Source organism: Xanthomonas sontii (assembly GCF_040529055.1).
GTDB lineage: Bacteria > Pseudomonadota > Gammaproteobacteria > Xanthomonadales > Xanthomonadaceae > Xanthomonas_A > Xanthomonas_A sontii.
Genome location: NZ_CP132342.1, coordinates 2,393,478 through 2,407,715, shown reverse-complemented (window position 1 = coordinate 2,407,715; position 14,238 = coordinate 2,393,478). Strand labels below are relative to the sequence as shown.

Annotated in this window: 11 protein-coding genes, 1 pseudogene and 1 riboswitch; of the genes and pseudogenes, 8 read left to right on the top strand and 4 right to left on the bottom strand. The window is 70.9% G+C overall.

Going from position 1 to position 14,238, the window contains the following annotated elements:
• The first annotated feature begins 143 nt into the window (after positions 1–143).
• Genes RAB70_RS10080 through RAB70_RS10070 form a run of 3 tightly spaced genes read left to right on the top strand, consistent with a single transcriptional unit; the run spans position 144 to position 1,957 of the window.
• A complete protein-coding gene (locus RAB70_RS10080) occupies positions 144–812 on the top strand; it encodes a YceI family protein (RefSeq protein ID WP_148827674.1) in 669 nt (222 codons plus the stop codon).
• Positions 809–1,375, top strand: a complete 567-nt coding sequence (locus RAB70_RS10075; protein WP_017907780.1) for a cytochrome b — start codon at positions 809–811, stop codon at positions 1,373–1,375. Before RAB70_RS10080 ends, RAB70_RS10075 begins: the two co-directional genes overlap by 4 nt.
• 12 nt (positions 1,376–1,387) lie before the next feature.
• Positions 1,388–1,957, top strand: coding sequence for a YceI family protein (locus tag RAB70_RS10070; RefSeq protein ID WP_148827673.1), 570 nt, complete (start codon positions 1,388–1,390; stop codon positions 1,955–1,957).
• A gap of 77 nt (positions 1,958–2,034) precedes the next feature.
• Here RAB70_RS10070 and RAB70_RS10065 read toward each other — a convergent pair whose 3' ends face one another.
• A complete protein-coding gene (locus tag RAB70_RS10065; protein WP_148827672.1) occupies positions 2,035–2,274 on the bottom strand; it encodes a glutaredoxin family protein in 240 nt (79 codons plus the stop codon).
• Between the two features lie 87 nt (positions 2,275–2,361).
• On the opposite strand from RAB70_RS10065, the gene RAB70_RS10060 reads away from it, so the two are divergent.
• The 5 genes and pseudogenes from RAB70_RS10060 to RAB70_RS10040 all read left to right on the top strand — a co-directional run bounded on the left by RAB70_RS10060 (position 2,362) and on the right by RAB70_RS10040 (position 10,523).
• The gene (locus tag RAB70_RS10060) at positions 2,362–3,744 is read left to right on the top strand and encodes an L-serine ammonia-lyase (RefSeq protein ID WP_017913648.1); all 1,383 of its coding nucleotides are present in this window, start codon (positions 2,362–2,364) and stop codon (positions 3,742–3,744) included.
• Between the two features lie 168 nt (positions 3,745–3,912).
• Positions 3,913–6,948 (top strand): ligand-binding sensor domain-containing diguanylate cyclase, encoded by a 3,036-nt coding sequence (locus RAB70_RS10055; RefSeq protein ID WP_225851520.1) that lies wholly within the window; start codon positions 3,913–3,915, stop codon positions 6,946–6,948.
• A 68-nt stretch (positions 6,949–7,016) separates the two neighbouring features.
• Positions 7,017–8,027 carry an alpha/beta fold hydrolase gene (locus tag RAB70_RS10050; protein ID WP_148827670.1) on the top strand — a complete coding sequence of 337 codons (1,011 nt, stop codon included), beginning with the start codon at positions 7,017–7,019 and terminating at the stop codon, positions 8,025–8,027.
• 444 nt (positions 8,028–8,471) lie between these two features.
• Positions 8,472–8,885, top strand: a pseudogene (locus RAB70_RS10045) (Ig-like domain-containing protein); the annotation flags it as partial.
• A gap of 393 nt (positions 8,886–9,278) precedes the next feature.
• A complete protein-coding gene (locus RAB70_RS10040; protein WP_408068874.1) occupies positions 9,279–10,523 on the top strand; it encodes a glycoside hydrolase family 18 protein in 1,245 nt (414 codons plus the stop codon).
• A 157-nt stretch (positions 10,524–10,680) separates the two neighbouring features.
• On the opposite strand, the gene RAB70_RS10035 is transcribed toward RAB70_RS10040, so the two are convergent.
• The 3 genes from RAB70_RS10035 to RAB70_RS10025 are packed head-to-tail and all read right to left on the bottom strand — an operon-like array spanning position 10,681 to position 14,014.
• Positions 10,681–11,736 carry a homoserine dehydrogenase gene (locus RAB70_RS10035; protein WP_148827686.1) on the bottom strand — a complete coding sequence of 352 codons (1,056 nt, stop codon included), beginning with the start codon at positions 11,734–11,736 and terminating at the stop codon, positions 10,681–10,683.
• Positions 11,737–11,762: 26 nt separating this feature from the next.
• Complete coding sequence (locus tag RAB70_RS10030) at positions 11,763–12,980, bottom strand: O-succinylhomoserine (thiol)-lyase (protein WP_148827669.1); 1,218 nt, start codon at positions 12,978–12,980, stop codon at positions 11,763–11,765.
• A complete protein-coding gene (locus RAB70_RS10025) occupies positions 12,977–14,014 on the bottom strand; it encodes a homoserine O-succinyltransferase (RefSeq protein ID WP_148827668.1) in 1,038 nt (345 codons plus the stop codon). Before RAB70_RS10025 ends, RAB70_RS10030 begins: the two co-directional genes overlap by 4 nt.
• Before the next feature lie 70 nt (positions 14,015–14,084).
• Positions 14,085–14,203, bottom strand: a riboswitch (SAM riboswitch).
• Between the last annotated feature and the right edge of the window lie 35 nt (positions 14,204–14,238).

Below are 14,238 nucleotides of genomic sequence, written 5' to 3'. Positions count from 1 at the left end.
TCGCCGCGGCAGCGTTCTTATACCCCGCGGCCGCGGAAAAATCACACCTGCCACCGCGCGCAACGAACCGTTACGCGCCGCAGGTACGCAGCCGGCCCGGACTGTGACTAGAATCCGGCGACCTCCCAGCGCGGCCCCGCTCCATGTTCAGACCCTCTCTCGTGGCCCTCCTGCTGGCCTTGCCGGGCGCCGCCCTGGCCGCGCCGGCGCAGTACGCGCTGGACCCGGTGCATACCCGGGTGCTGTTCGCGATCGAGCACGCCGGATTCTCCAAGGCGCTGGGCACCGTGTCCGGCAGCACCGGCACCCTGGTGTTCGACCCGGACGACTGGCGCAGCGCACGGCTGCAGGCGCGGGTGCCGTTGCAGCGGCTGGACCTGGGCGACGAGAAGTGGAACCGCGCCGCGCTGGCGCACAACCTGCTCGATGGCGAGCACTACCCGGAAGCGCAGTTCGTCTCCACCCGCGTCGAGCCGATCGACGCGCAGCACGCCAAGGTGATCGGGCAGCTGACGCTGCACGGCGTCACCCGCGAGGTGACCCTGGACGTGACCCTGAACGCAGTGAAGCGTCATCCGCTGCCGCCGTTCCGTCGCACCGCCGGCTTCTCCGCCACCACCACGCTGCAGCGCGCCGACTTCGGCATCAGTTCCTGGCCGTCGGTGATCGGCGGCACGGTGGAACTGCGCATCGAGGCCGAGGCCACCCGCGAGGGCGGCGCCAAGGCCGAACCGGATCCGGCGCCGGGCACCCCGCCTGCCGCTCCCACCGACACCCCCACCACGCCAGCGGCGCAGGACGGCACGCCATGAGCGCCCGCAACACGCCCGACCGCTGGGGCAGCGTCAGCCAGACCCTGCACTGGCTGATCGCCGCCCTGATCCTGCTGCTCGGCGTGGTCGGCCTGACCATGGGCGAACTGCCGAAGACGCCCAAGTATTTCTGGGTCTACACCGCGCACAAGTCGCTGGGCCTGACCGTGCTGGCGCTGGTGATCGTGCGGCTCGGCTGGCGCCTGTACGCCGGCGCGCCGAAGCCGGTGCCGGGCACCCCCGGTTGGCAGGAACGCATCGCCGACGCCACCCACGCACTGCTGTACGTGATGATCTTCGCCATCCCCCTGTCCGGCTGGCTGTACGACTCCGCCAGCGGCCTGCGCCCGTTCCGCTGGTTCGGCCTGGTCGCGGTGCCCAAGCTCAGCGCCCCGAACGAGCACCTGCGCGACCTCTCGCACACGGTGCACGAATGGGGCTTCTGGCTGCTGATCGCGGTGGTCCTGGCGCATGCCGGCGCGGCCTTCTACCACCACCTGTTCCAACGCGATGCCACCCTGGCGCGGATGTTGCCGCGCGGCTGGCTCACCCCCAAGTCCTGAGGAGCTGTTTCGATGTCCACCCGTTTCGCGTCCCCCGCCGCCGTTGCCGCCAGCCTGGTGGCCCTGCTCGCCGCTGCACCCGCGGTGCAGGCCGCGGACTATGTGCAGGCCCCCGGTTCCACCCTGGTGTTCGCCAGCAAGTACGACGGCGAAGTGTTCACCGGCCAGTTCTCCGGCTTCGACACCAAGCTCAGCTTCGACCCGGCCAACCTGGCCGGCGCCAAGCTCGACGTCACCATCCCCCTGGCCGGCGCCAAGAGCGGCAACAACGACCGCGACTCCACCCTGCAGGGCGCGGATTTCTTCGACGTGGCCAAGTTCGCCACCGCGCACTACCGCGCCGACAAGTTCCGCGCGCTGGGCAACAACCAGTTCGCCGCCGACGGCACCCTGGAGCTGCGCGGCGTGTCCAAACCGGTGACCCTGACCTTCACCTGGACCCCGGGCGCGCAGCCGGTGCTGGCCGGCAAGGCCACGGTCAAGCGTCTGGACTTCGGCGTGGGCGGCGGCGACTGGGCCGACACCAAGACCATTCCCAACGAAACCGCGATCAGCACCAAGGTGGTGTTCAAGGCGAAGTGATTCGCCACAGGCCGCGGGCGCGCGGCCGCTGAGCGGCGGATTTCCTCGTCGGGTCCGCCGCTTTTTTTATGCGCGGCTCACGCGCATTCGGCCGACGCCGCCAGCCAGGCGCGCACGCCGGCAACATCGAACGGCCAGTCCAGTTCGCGCCCGTCGGCGGCGCGCAGCACCGGCACGCGCACGCCGTAGCGCGCCTCCAGCGTCGCGTCGTCGTCGATGAACACGCTGTCCGGCTCGGCCACGCGCGCCTGCGCCAGCACCTGCAGGGCCTGGTCGCACAGATGGCAGTCGTCGCGCTGGTACAGGATCAGGGACATGCTCGCGTCCTATGCTGCGCTGCGGACCTGGGCCGCGCGCCGGAAGCATAGAATAGACGGTCTTTCGCCCACCCTTTCGGCACGCGCATGGCTGTCAGCACCTTCGACCTGTTCAAGATCGGCATCGGGCCGAGTTCCTCGCACACGGTGGGGCCGATGCGCGCCGCCGAGCGCTTCGTGCACCGCTGGCTGTTCGACCAGGGCCGCCTGCAGGACGTGGTGCGCCTGCGTGCCGAAGTGTTCGGCTCGCTGGCCCTGACCGGGCGCGGCCATGGCACCGACAAGGCGGTGCTGCTGGGCCTGGAAGGCCAGCGCCCGAACCTGATCGATCCGGACATCATTCCCGGTGCGCTGGAGCGGATCCGCAGCAGCAAACGCATCAACCTGCTCGGCCGGCACGAGATCGCCTTCGACGAGAAGCGCGACCTGGCGATGAACAAGCGACAGAAGCTGCCGTACCACACCAACGGCATGCGCTTCACCGCCTACGCCGCCAACGACGAAGTCATCGCCACGCGCGACTACTACTCGGTCGGCGGCGGGTTCGTGGTCAACCAGGACGACGCCGCCGACGACCGCATCGTCGCCGACGAGACGCCGCTGCCCTACCCGTTCAAGAGCGGCGACGAGCTGCTGGCGCAGGCCGCGCGCAGCGGCCTGAGCATCGCCGCGCTGATGTTCGAGAACGAGAAGTGCTGGCGCAGCGAGGACGAGATCCGCGCCGGCCTGCGCGAGATCTGGGGCGCGATGCAGGCCTGCGTGACCCGCGGCATCCGCGAGGAAGGCACCCTGCCCGGCGGCCTGCACGTGTCGCGGCGCGCGCCGGCGCTGTACCGCGAGCTGTCGTCCAAGCCGGAAGCGGCGATGCGCGATCCGCTGACCACGCTGGACTGGGTCAACCTGTACGCGCTGGCGGTCAACGAAGAGAACGCGGCCGGCGGCCGCGTGGTCACCGCGCCCACCAACGGCGCGGCGGGCATCATTCCAGCGGTGCTGCACTACTTCGACCGGTTCTGCCCCGGCGCCGACGAACAGCGCGTGTTCGACTTCCTGCTCACCGCCGCGGCGATCGGCATCCTGTACAAGGAAAACGCCTCCATCTCCGGCGCAGAGGTCGGCTGCCAGGGCGAGGTCGGCGTGGCCTGCTCGATGGCCGCCGGCGGCCTGGTCGCCGCGCTCGGCGGCAAGCCGGGGCAGATCGAGAACGCCGCCGAGATCGGCATGGAACACAACCTCGGCCTGACCTGCGACCCGATCGGCGGCCTGGTGCAGATCCCGTGCATCGAGCGCAACGCGATGGGCGCGGTCAAGGCGATCAACGCCAGCCGCATGGCGATGCGCGGCGACGGCAAGCACAAGGTGTCGCTGGACAAGGTGATCCGCACCATGCGCGACACCGGCCGCGACATGCAGGACAAGTACAAGGAAACCAGCCGCGGCGGGCTGGCGGTGAACGTCATCGAGTGCTGAGCCAGCCCGATGGACGCTGGCCCAGGTGATCACCAGCGTCCTCGCTGCCGCGCGCATCAAGATCCGCGCGGCGTTGCCGCTAACGACAGAGACGTCGGCCGATCCGGCATGGGCATGCGCTTGCGGTTTCCACACGCCTCCTGGCGCCTGCTGGCGCTACAGCTGGCCATGCTCTCGACAGCGTGGAGCGCATGTGTGCCGCAGGCGCGGGCACTACAGCCGGACAAGCAGTTCCATCACTACGAGCGCGAAGGCTGGGGGCTAGACCAGGGCCTGCCGCAGCTGAGCGTGCAGGCGTTCGCCCAGGACCGCCAGGGCTATCTGTGGATCGGCACGATGGGCGGGCTGACCCGCTTCGACGGCGTGCGCATGACCTCGTTCAACGAGGGCGCGCCGGCGCACCTGCCCGGCAACCTGATCAAGGCGCTGCACGTGGATGCCGCCGGCACGCTGTGGATCGGCACCTATCGCGGCCTGTCGCGCTACCGCGACGGACGCTTCACCACGCTGCTGCCGCAGGACCCGCAGGCGCCGTTGCTCAACATCGAGGCGATCGCGACCGACGCGCACGGCAGCGTGCTGGTCGCGGCGCAGGATGGCGTGTACGCGGTGCAGGGCGATCGCCTGCAGCTGCGCCACCGCATCGCCGGCGGCGCCTACACGCTGCTGCCGCGCGCCGACGCGCTGTGGGTGGGCACGCGTGGCGCGGTGCTGCGCTTCGTCGCCGGCCAGGACGCGCCGGAGTCGCTGGCACTGCCGCAGGAGGCCGGCGCGACGCCGGTGCAGCATCTGCTGGAGGCGCAAGGCACGCTCTGGGCCGGCACCCGCGACGGACTGCTGCTGCGCCGCGACAGCCGCTGGCAATGGCTGCCCGACCCGACCGGGACCAGCCGGCGCGCCGTGCAGGCCCTGTTCGAGGACAGCGACCAGAATCTGTGGGTGGGACAACCCGGCGCGCTGCTGCGCGTGCGCGATGGCGCCATCGTCGAACGCAACCCGGAGAACAAGCCGAACGTCGGCGTCAACGCCATCTTCGAGGACCGCGAGCGCAACCTGTGGCTGGGCAGCAGCTGGAACGGCGCCACCCGGCTGTGGAACGGCTGGACCCGCCGCTACAGCACGCACGAAGGGCTGGACGACGCGCTGGTGTGGACCCTGGCGCGCGATCCGGACGGATCGCTGTGGGTCGGCACCGACAGCGGCCTGTCGCAGCTGCGCGATGGCCGCTACCAACCGCGCCTGAGCCTGGCGCAGTTGCACAACGAGGCGCCCTATACCTTGCTGGCCGAACCCGGCCAGCTGTGGATCGGCACCCGCCATGGCGCCGCCCTGTACCGCGACGGCCGGCTCGGCCAGCCGGACTGGCTGGCGCCGCTGCGCGACCTGCAGATCAGCGGGATCGTCCGCGATCGCACGCAGCGGCTGTGGTTCGCCAGCACCGACGGCCTGTTCCGCGCCGACGGCACGCGGCTGCGCCGCTACGGCACGGCTGAGGGCCTGCGCGATCCGCGCGTGCGGCTGATCCACGAGACCCGCGACGGGCGTCTGTTGATCGGCGCGCAGTCGGGCCTGTACGCGCTGCGCGACGAGCGCTTGGTCGCGCTGGCGCCGCCGGGCTCGGCGCTGGCCAGCGCCGACGTCACCGCGATCCACGAGCTGCCCGGCGGGCAATGGCTGGTCGGCACCCTCAACGAGCAGTTGTGGCTGTTCGACGGCGCGCACTGGTACGCGTTCGGGGAACAGGATGGGCTGCCGGTGAACGCCGCGTTCTTCATCGCCGACGACGGCCGCGGCGCGATCTGGGTGGCCGGCCTGCGCGGGGTCTACCGCGTGCGCTTGGCCGACCTGCTGCGCCATGCGGCGTCGCCACAGGCGCCGCTGAACGCCGAACTGATGCTCACCGAGCGCGCGCAGCGCCATGGCGGCGTGCAGGGCATGTGCTGCAACGGCGCCGGCAACGGCAAGGGCTTCATCGAGCACGGCGCGCTGTGGCTGCCCAGCCGCGACGGCGTGGTCGCGCTGGACACCGCCGGCATCGTCAAGAATCCGGTGGCGCCGCAGCCGGTGGTGGAGCGGGTGCGTGCGCTGGGCCAGTGGCTGACGCCGCAGGCGCTGCCCACCCCGCTGCCGGAAGGCGCGCGCGACCTCGACTTCGAGTTCACCGCCGCCTCGTTCCAGGCGCCACAGAACGTCGAGCTGCGCTACCGCCTGCTCGGCTACGACCGCGGCTGGCGCACCCTCGACGACATCCGCCAGCGCGCGGTCAGCTACACCAACCTGCCCGGCGGCGACTACGTCTTCGAAGTCACCGGCAGCAACAACGCCGGCGTGTGGGCGGCCGCGCCGGCGCGGCTGCCGCTGCGGATCGCGCTGCGCTTCCAGGAGACGCCGTTCTACAGGCTGCTGCTGACGCTGGGCGCGTTCGCCCTGCTGCTGTGCGCGGTGGCCCTGGCGCGGCTGCACAACCGGCGCCAGCGCGACATCCTCGAACGCCAGGTGCGCGAACGCACCCAGGCGCTGCAGGCGGCCAACCAGCGCCTGCAGGAGGCCAGCTTCACCGACGAGCTGACCCAGTTGCGCAACCGCCGCTACCTGTCGCTGCACATCCCCAGCGACATCGCGCTGTACCGGCGCATGGCCGCCAACGACGAGGACATGCTGTCCTCGGGCATGCTGTTCGCGCTGATCGACATCGACCACTTCAAGTCGATCAACGACAGCGGCGGCCACCACACCGGCGACGCGGTGCTGCAGCAGATGGCGCAGTTGCTGGTGCGGCTGACCCGCGAAAGCGACTACGTGGTGCGCTGGGGCGGCGAGGAGTTCCTGCTGGTGCTGCGTTCGGCGCCGCGCGAGAACCTCACCATGGCCGCCGAACGGCTGTGCCGCTCGGTCGCCGCGCACCCCTTCGTGCTCGACCACGGCCGCCAGGGCCGGGTCACCTGCTCGATCGGGCTGGCGGAATTCCCGTTCGTGCACGACCCCGACAACCTGCTCGGCTGGGAACAACTGCTGGTACTGGCGGACCGTGCGCTGTACCAGGCCAAGGCCAAGGGCCGCAACGGCTGGGCGGCGTACCGGCCGGTGCTCGGTGCGCAGGCCGAACAGGTGCTGGCAGCGCTGCAGGAACCGCTCGCGCGGATGCAGCACCACGCCTGCCTGACCCTGGTGCACAACGGCGGCAGCCTGCCGCCGCCCGCGTGACGCGTTGACGCCTGGCAAGCGCGCGCCGGGCTAAGGTCGTGGCCCATCACGTCTGCCGTCCCGCTCCCATGCGTCTCTGCCTGCTGCTCGCCGCCCTCGCCCTGTCGCCGCTCGCCTCCGCCTGGGCCACCGATGCGCCGCCGCGCTACGGCGCGCAACTGGAAGGCTTCGCCTATCCCTATCCGGTGCACTGGTACCGCTTCGACTCGCAACGTCAGCCGCTGCAGATGGCGTACATGGACGTGGCCCCGACCGGCACGCCGAACGGCCGCACCGTGGTGCTGCTGCACGGCAAGAACTTCTGCGCGGCGACCTGGGAATCGACCATCGCCGCGCTGGTGGCACAGGGCTACCGGGTGCTGGCGCCGGACCAGATCGGCTTCTGCAAGTCGAGCAAGCCGCAGGCCTATCAGTTCAGCTTCGCGCAACTGGCGGCCAATACCCATGCGTTGCTGCAACAGGCCGGCGTGACCCGCGCCGCGATCGTCGGCCATTCGATGGGCGGCATGCTCGCCGCGCACTACGCGCTGCAGTACCCGCAGGACGTGAGCCAGCTGCTGCTGGTGAACCCGATCGGGCTGGAGGACTGGAAGGCCGCCGGCGTGCCGTGGCGCAGCGTCGACGACTGGTACGCCAAGGAGCGCAAGACCGACGCGGCTTCGATCAAGCAGTACCAGCAGACCGTCTACTACGGCGGACAGTGGAAGCCCGAGTACGACCGCTGGGTGAGCATGCAGGCCGGCCTGTACGCCGGTCCCGGCGGCGACCGCGTGGCCTGGAACCAGGCGCTGACCTCGGACATGGTGTTCAACCAGCCGGTGGTGCAACGCTTCCCGCAACTGCGCGTGCCGACCACCCTGTTCATCGGCCAGCGCGACCGGACCGCGATCGGCAAGGACCTAGCGCCACCGGCGCTGGCGGCGACCCTGGGCGACTACCCGGCCTTGGGCAAGCGCGCGGCTGCGGCGATTCCCGGCGCGCGCCTGGTCGCCTTCGACGACCTCGGCCATTCGCCGCAGGTGGAAGCGCCGCAACGGTTCAATACGGCCTTGCTCGAGGCGCTGGGCACGGCGCCCTGAGCGCGCGCACCCGCGACAGGTCCGGTCACTGACCCTGCACGGCGGCGCGAACGCGTCTTGCCGCGGAATCTCTCGGGTCGTCGCGGCACCACCGCCGCACCATCGACAAGCAGCGCGCGCTGCACGCATCCGCTCGGCGGTGTGCCTCCCGCCCTGCACCACGCACGCCTCGGTGCACTCGACACACCCGCACTGCACCGCAGCATCGAACAATCATGAAAACGTTGTCATCGCAGCAATCCTGGATCTGTCTCGCATTCGTCGGATTTGTCGGTTGACAACGTTGTCTTCTCATTCGGACCCTGCGCGTGCCCGGTCCGCGTGCGAGTCAAACGACGTCGGCGCCACGCGTCTGCAAGCCCCCGGGTGATCGGACTCAAGGAACCAGATGGCGGCTCACCGCCGCTCCTCAGTCGCGCTACCTACCGCATCGGAGGCGTCACCATGAACACGAAATCCGCCGGATCGTGGTTGCTGTTCTGTTGTCTCGTCCTGGCCGGCCTCGCGCCCGGCCAGACCTGGGCCGCCGCGTGCAGCGGCGTCGCCGCCTGGAACCCGGCCACCATCTACGCCGCCGGCGACACCCTGACCTACGCCAGCCACCTGTACCGCGCCAACGGTCCGATCTGGAACACCGCGCCGACCTACTGCACCAGTTGCGGCTGGTACCAGGACCTGGGCACCTGCGATGGCAGTTCGAGCAACCAGCCACCGAGCGTGGCCATGACCGCGCCCACGAGCGGCACCCGCTTCGCGGTCGGCACCACCATCGCCTTGCAGGCATCGGCCAACGATCCCGACGGCAGCGTGGCGCGGGTCGAATTCTTCCGCGGCAGCACCTCGCTCGGCAGCGTCAGCGGCGCGCCGTACACGCTGTCCTGGAGCGGCGCCGCGGCCGGCGACTACAGCCTGACCGCGGTGGCCACCGACAACGCCGGCGCCCGCACCACCTCGGCCGCGGTCGCGATCAGCATCGCGGCACCGTCGACCGACACGACCGCCCCAAGCGTGCCGACCGGCCTGGCCGCCGCCACGCGCGCCAGCAACGCCATCACCCTGACCTGGAATGCCGCCTCCGACAACGCCGGCGGCAGCGGCCTGGCCGGCTACGACATCCTCCGCGACGGCAATCGCGTGGGCACCTCCAGCACCACCGGCTACACCGACTCGGCGCTGATCGCCGACACTGCGTACGCCTACGCGGTCCGTGCCCGCGACAACGCCGGCAACGTCTCGGCCAGCAGCGCCACGCTGAGCGTGCGCACCCTGCCCGCCAGCGCCGGCGGCGGCAAGCGCGTGATCGGCTACTTCACCCAGTGGGGCATCTACGGCCGCAACTACCAGGTGCGCGACATCCAGGCCAGCGGCGCCGCCGGTTACCTGACCCACATCAACTACGCCTTCGGCAATGTCCGCAACAACCGCTGCGAAGTCGGCGTCACCCAGCCGTCGGACAGCAGCACCGGCGCCGGCGGCGATGCCTTCGCCGACTACACCAAGGCGTTCTCCGCCGCGCAGAGCGTGGACGGCGTGGGCGATACCTGGGACCAGCCGCTGCGCGGCAACTGGAACCAGCTGAAGAAGCTCAAGGCCGCACACCCGGGGCTGAAGGTGCTGATTTCGTTGGGCGGCTGGACCTGGTCGCGCGGCTTCTCCAGCGCCGCGCGCGCCGAGAACCGCCAGGCCTTCGTCGCCTCGTGCATCGATGCCTACATCCGCGGCAACCTGCCGGTCACCGACGGCGCCGGCGGCAGCGCGGCCGCGGCTGGCGTGTTCGACGGCATCGACATCGACTGGGAGTACCCGGTGGCGTGCGGCATCGCCTGCGGCAGCGCCGAGGACCGGCAGAACTTCACCGCGCTGCTGGCTGAATTCCGCCGCCGGCTCGACCAGGTGCGGCCGGGGCTGCTGCTGACCGTGGCGGTCGGCGCCGGCATCGACAAGATCCGCGTCACCGACCCGAACCTGTACGCGCCGTACCTGGACTACCTCAACGTGATGACCTACGACTTCCACGGCGCCTGGGATCCGCAGACCAACCACCACTCCGCGCTGTTCGAGTCGTCGGCCGATCCGTCCAGCGGCGACCAGCGCTACTACAACAGCAACGACGCCATCCAGGCCTTCCTCGACCGTGGCGTGCCGGCCGCCAAGCTCAACCTCGGCATCGGCTTCTACGGGCGCGGCTGGACCAACGTGCCCAATGTCAACCACGGCCTGTACCAGAGCGGCAGCGCCGCACCGGGTACCTACGAGGCGGGCATCGAGGACTACAAGGTGCTGCGCGGCCGCGCCGGCACCAGCTATGTCGACGCGCAGGCGCATGCGCACTGGAAGTACGACGGCAGCACCTTCTGGAGCTACGACAACCCGGCGCTGGTCACCGAGAAGATGAACTACGTCAAGACGCAGGGCCTGGGCGGCGCGTTCTTCTGGGAATTCAGCGGCGACTACCAGGGCGAGTTGCTGAAGACCATGGGCCAGGGCCTGCAATGAGCTGCGGCGCCGGCCGTCGTGCAACGCGCGACGGCCGCGCCGCGTGACCCGCACGCATCGGCGTGCAGGCAGCGTTGCCCACACGCCGACTGCCGTCGGTATCGCCCCAGTCCGAACCGCGATGCCCGCACATGATGGCGGGCGTCGTTCGTTTCGCTCAGCGCACCGCGATCCGCAGCACGTCGTCGAGCAAGGCCGCCGCGGTGACATCGGCGCCCGCACCCGGCCCCTGGATCAGCAGCGGCTGCTGCAGGTAGCGGTCGCTGTGGATGGCGACGCGGTTGTCAGTGCCGGCGCCGCTGGCCAGCGGATGCGTCAGCGGCAGCGCGCGCAGGCCCACCGAGGCACCGTACGCATCGAAGCGACCGACGAAGCGCAGGCAGGCACCGGCGGCCTGTGCCTGCGCCAGGCGCGCCGCCAGCGGCGCGTCCAGCTGTTCGAGCGCGGCATCCAGTTGCGCCAGCGGCACCGTGGCCAGCGTGGCCGGCACCAGCGACTCCACCTGCACCTGCTCGGCACGCAACGGCAGGCCGGCGGCGCGGGCCAGGATCAGCAGCTTGCGCCGCACGTCCTCGCCGGACAGGTCCTCGCGCGGATCGGGCTCGGTGTAGCCGGCGGCCGCGGCCTCGCGTACGCACGCGGAGAAGGCGCGGTGGCCGTCGTAGCGATGCAGCAGCCAGGCCAGGGAGCCGGACAGCACGCCTTCCACCGCATGGATATGGTCGCCACCGGCGACCAGCGCACGCAGGCTGCTCAGCAACGGCAGCCCGGCGCCGACCGTGGCGCTGTCGCCGTAATGGGTGCTGGCGGCATGGCGGGCGGCCTGGATCTGTTCGGCCCGCGCCAGCGCGGCGCCCTGACCGAGCTTGTTGGCGGTGACCACGTGCACGCCGCGCCGCAGCCACTCGGCATGGCGCTGCGCCACCGCCTCGCTGGCGGTGGCGTCGACCACGATGTCGCCACGGCCCAGATCCTCCGGCAACGTCACCGCCTGCGCCGTGCGCGCGGCGGCATTGGCCGCGGCCAGCGCCTGCGCCGGCGTCACCGCGCAATCGGCAACGGTACGCGAATTGGCCAGCCAGGCGAAGGTCGGCAGGCCGGGGCGGCGCTGCTGCAGCGCCTGGTAGCGCGCGACGAAGGCGCGGCCGACGGTGCCGGTGCCGAGCAGGCCCAACCGCGCGGTGGCCGCGACGGGCGCCGCACGCAGCGGCACCGCTGGCGCATCGGCCAGGCCGCTGCTCACGCGTCCACCCGTTTGCGGGCCAGCGCCTCGCCGGCGCGCTGCGCGCGCTGCAGGCCCGCCTGTAGATCGGCGACCAGGTCCGCACTGGATTCGATGCCCACCGACAGACGCAGCAGGCCGTCGGAAATCCCGGCCTTGGCGCGCGCCTCGGCGGTCATCGCCGCATGGGTCATGGTCGCCGGATGCGCGATCAGGCTCTCCACGCCGCCCAGCGATTCGGCCAGAGTGAAGTAGCGCAGGCCGTCGACGAAGGCGCGCACCTCGGCCTCACCGCCGGCCAGTTCGAAACTGATCATTGCACCGAAGCCGCGCTGCTGCCGCGCCGCCACCGCGTGGCCCGGATGCGAGGCCAGGCCCGGGTAGTACACCTGGCGCACCGCGGCGTGCGTGGTCAGCAATTCCACCACCGCCTGCGCGTTCTCCTGGTGCGCGCGCAGGCGCGCGTCCAGCGTGCGCAGGCCGCGCAGGGTCAGGAACGCGTCGAACGGCGAGCCGGTCAGGCCCAGCGCATTGGCCCACCACACCAGTTGCTGGTGCAGTTCGGCATCGGCCGCGATCACCGCGCCACCGACCACGTCGCTGTGGCCGTTGACGTACTTGGTGGTGGAGTGGATCACCAGGTCGGCGCCGAAGGCGATCGGGGTCTGCAGCGCCGGCGACAGGAAGGTGTTGTCGACCACCGCCAGCGCGCCGGCCTTGTGCGTGGCGTCGATGACGAAACGCAGGTCGGTGATGCGCAGCAGCGGGTTGGACGGGGTCTCGATCAGCACCAGTTTCGGCGCCTGCGCCAGCGCATCGGCCAGCGAGCGCGGATCGGTCAGGTCGGCGGTGATCAGATCGAAGTGGCCCTTCTTGGCCAGCGCATTGAACAGGCGCCAGCTGCCGCCGTACGCGTCGTGCGGCACCACCAGCTTGTCGCCGGGCTGCAGCAGCGCGTTGAGCACCAGGTTGATCGCGCCCATGCCGGTGGCGGTGATCACCCCGCCGGCGCCGCCTTCCAGTTCCGCCAGCGCTTCGCCGAGCAAGTCGCGGGTGGGGTTGCCGCTGCGGGTGTAGTCGTACTGGCGCTTGTTGCCGAAGCCGTCGAAGCTGAAGTTCGACGACAGCACGATCGGCGGGGTCACCGCACCGTAGGCGGTATCGCGGTCGATGCCGGCGCGGACCGCGGCGGTGGCGGCACTACAGGGCAGATCGGTGTCGTGGGCAGTGCTCATGCGGCAACTCCGGTGGGGCGAAGGGCGGTGGCGAGAATCGCGTCGATGCGATCGGTTTCTTTCAGGAAGGCGTCGTGGCCGTAGGGCGAACGCAGCACGCGCAGGCTGCCGCGCGGGCCCAGGCCTTCGACCAGGGTGACCAGGTCCGACAGCGGCACCAGGCGGTCGCCCTCGACCGCCACCACCACGGTGGGCACGGCGACGGCAGCCGGCTCGATGCGATGCAGGTCGATGGATTCGGACAGGCGCAGGTAGGCGTTGACCTGGGTGCGCGCCACGTAATGCGCGCCGGCGGCGTCCAGGTAGTCTTCGGCGGCGACGCGGACGCGGCCGTTGATCACTTCCGGCGCCGCGTCGAAGCGTTCGCCGAACTCCTCCGGAGTGCGGTAGCTGAGCATCGCGAACTGCCGCGCCAGCGACAGCCCGTGGCTCTCGGCGCATTGCAGCTGGCCCAGTGCCACGGCGCGGCGCTGCAGCGCACGCCAGGCGGCGGCATACGGATGCGCGCGGTGCGCGCCGCTGACCGCGATCAGCTTCTGCAGGCGCTGCGGATGCCGCACCGCCAGTTGCAGGCCGACCAGCGCACCGTAGGAGTAGCCGACGAACCCGTGCAGTTGCGCGATGTCCAGCGCGTCCAGCAGCGCGGCGATGGCATCGGCCTGGTCGGCGCTGTCGATCGGCGCGTCCAGGCTGCCGTCGGCGCCGACGAAATCGAACGCCAGCAGCCGCCGCTGGGTGGGATCCAGCGCCCGCCTCGGCCCGACCAGGCCTTCCGCCCAGCCCTTCTCGGGAAAGCTGGCGTTGGCGGCGAGATGGCGGTGCGCGGAGATGCCGCCGGCGACGAACACCACCGGCGCGGCAGCCGGGCCGCTCAGTTCGTAGCGCAGGCGCAGCAGTTGCACACCGGCGTGGCGCAGCGGCAACGCGACCGCGATCTCGCCACGCATCGCGTGCACGCCGTCGGCCGGCGCGGCAACGCGGTCGTGGGACGAAGTGGCGGAGGTGGGGCGATCAGGCGAGTTCACGAGGCGCATGGCGGTATCCGGAGAGGAACGGCCATCGAGCTTCGCGGAGCTCGCGTTCGCCATGCAGAGGGCATGGATCGAACCATCTTTCGGCGGACGCGTGGGTCCCCGCAGGATTTGGCACCTACACGGCCGCTTGCGCGTCCGCTGGCTGCCCCGGCATCAAAGGGCCTGTCCCTCCGCCGGTCTCGATGGTGGAGCCAAGATGCCAGCGATTCCCGGCCATGTCAATC

Coding starts and splice junctions, on each gene's coding strand:
- RAB70_RS10025 (WP_148827668.1), bottom strand. CDS start 14,014: ATGCGCCTCGTGAACTCGCCTGATCGCCCCACCTCCGCCACTTCGTCC.
- RAB70_RS10065 (WP_148827672.1), bottom strand. CDS start 2,274: ATGTCCCTGATCCTGTACCAGCGCGACGACTGCCATCTGTGCGACCAG.
- RAB70_RS10080 (WP_148827674.1), top strand. CDS start 144: ATGTTCAGACCCTCTCTCGTGGCCCTCCTGCTGGCCTTGCCGGGCGCC.
- RAB70_RS10050 (WP_148827670.1), top strand. CDS start 7,017: ATGCGTCTCTGCCTGCTGCTCGCCGCCCTCGCCCTGTCGCCGCTCGCC.
- RAB70_RS10030 (WP_148827669.1), bottom strand. CDS start 12,980: ATGAGCACTGCCCACGACACCGATCTGCCCTGTAGTGCCGCCACCGCC.
- RAB70_RS10075 (WP_017907780.1), top strand. CDS start 809: ATGAGCGCCCGCAACACGCCCGACCGCTGGGGCAGCGTCAGCCAGACC.
- RAB70_RS10060 (WP_017913648.1), top strand. CDS start 2,362: ATGGCTGTCAGCACCTTCGACCTGTTCAAGATCGGCATCGGGCCGAGT.
- RAB70_RS10070 (WP_148827673.1), top strand. CDS start 1,388: ATGTCCACCCGTTTCGCGTCCCCCGCCGCCGTTGCCGCCAGCCTGGTG.
- RAB70_RS10055 (WP_225851520.1), top strand. CDS start 3,913: ATGCTCTCGACAGCGTGGAGCGCATGTGTGCCGCAGGCGCGGGCACTA.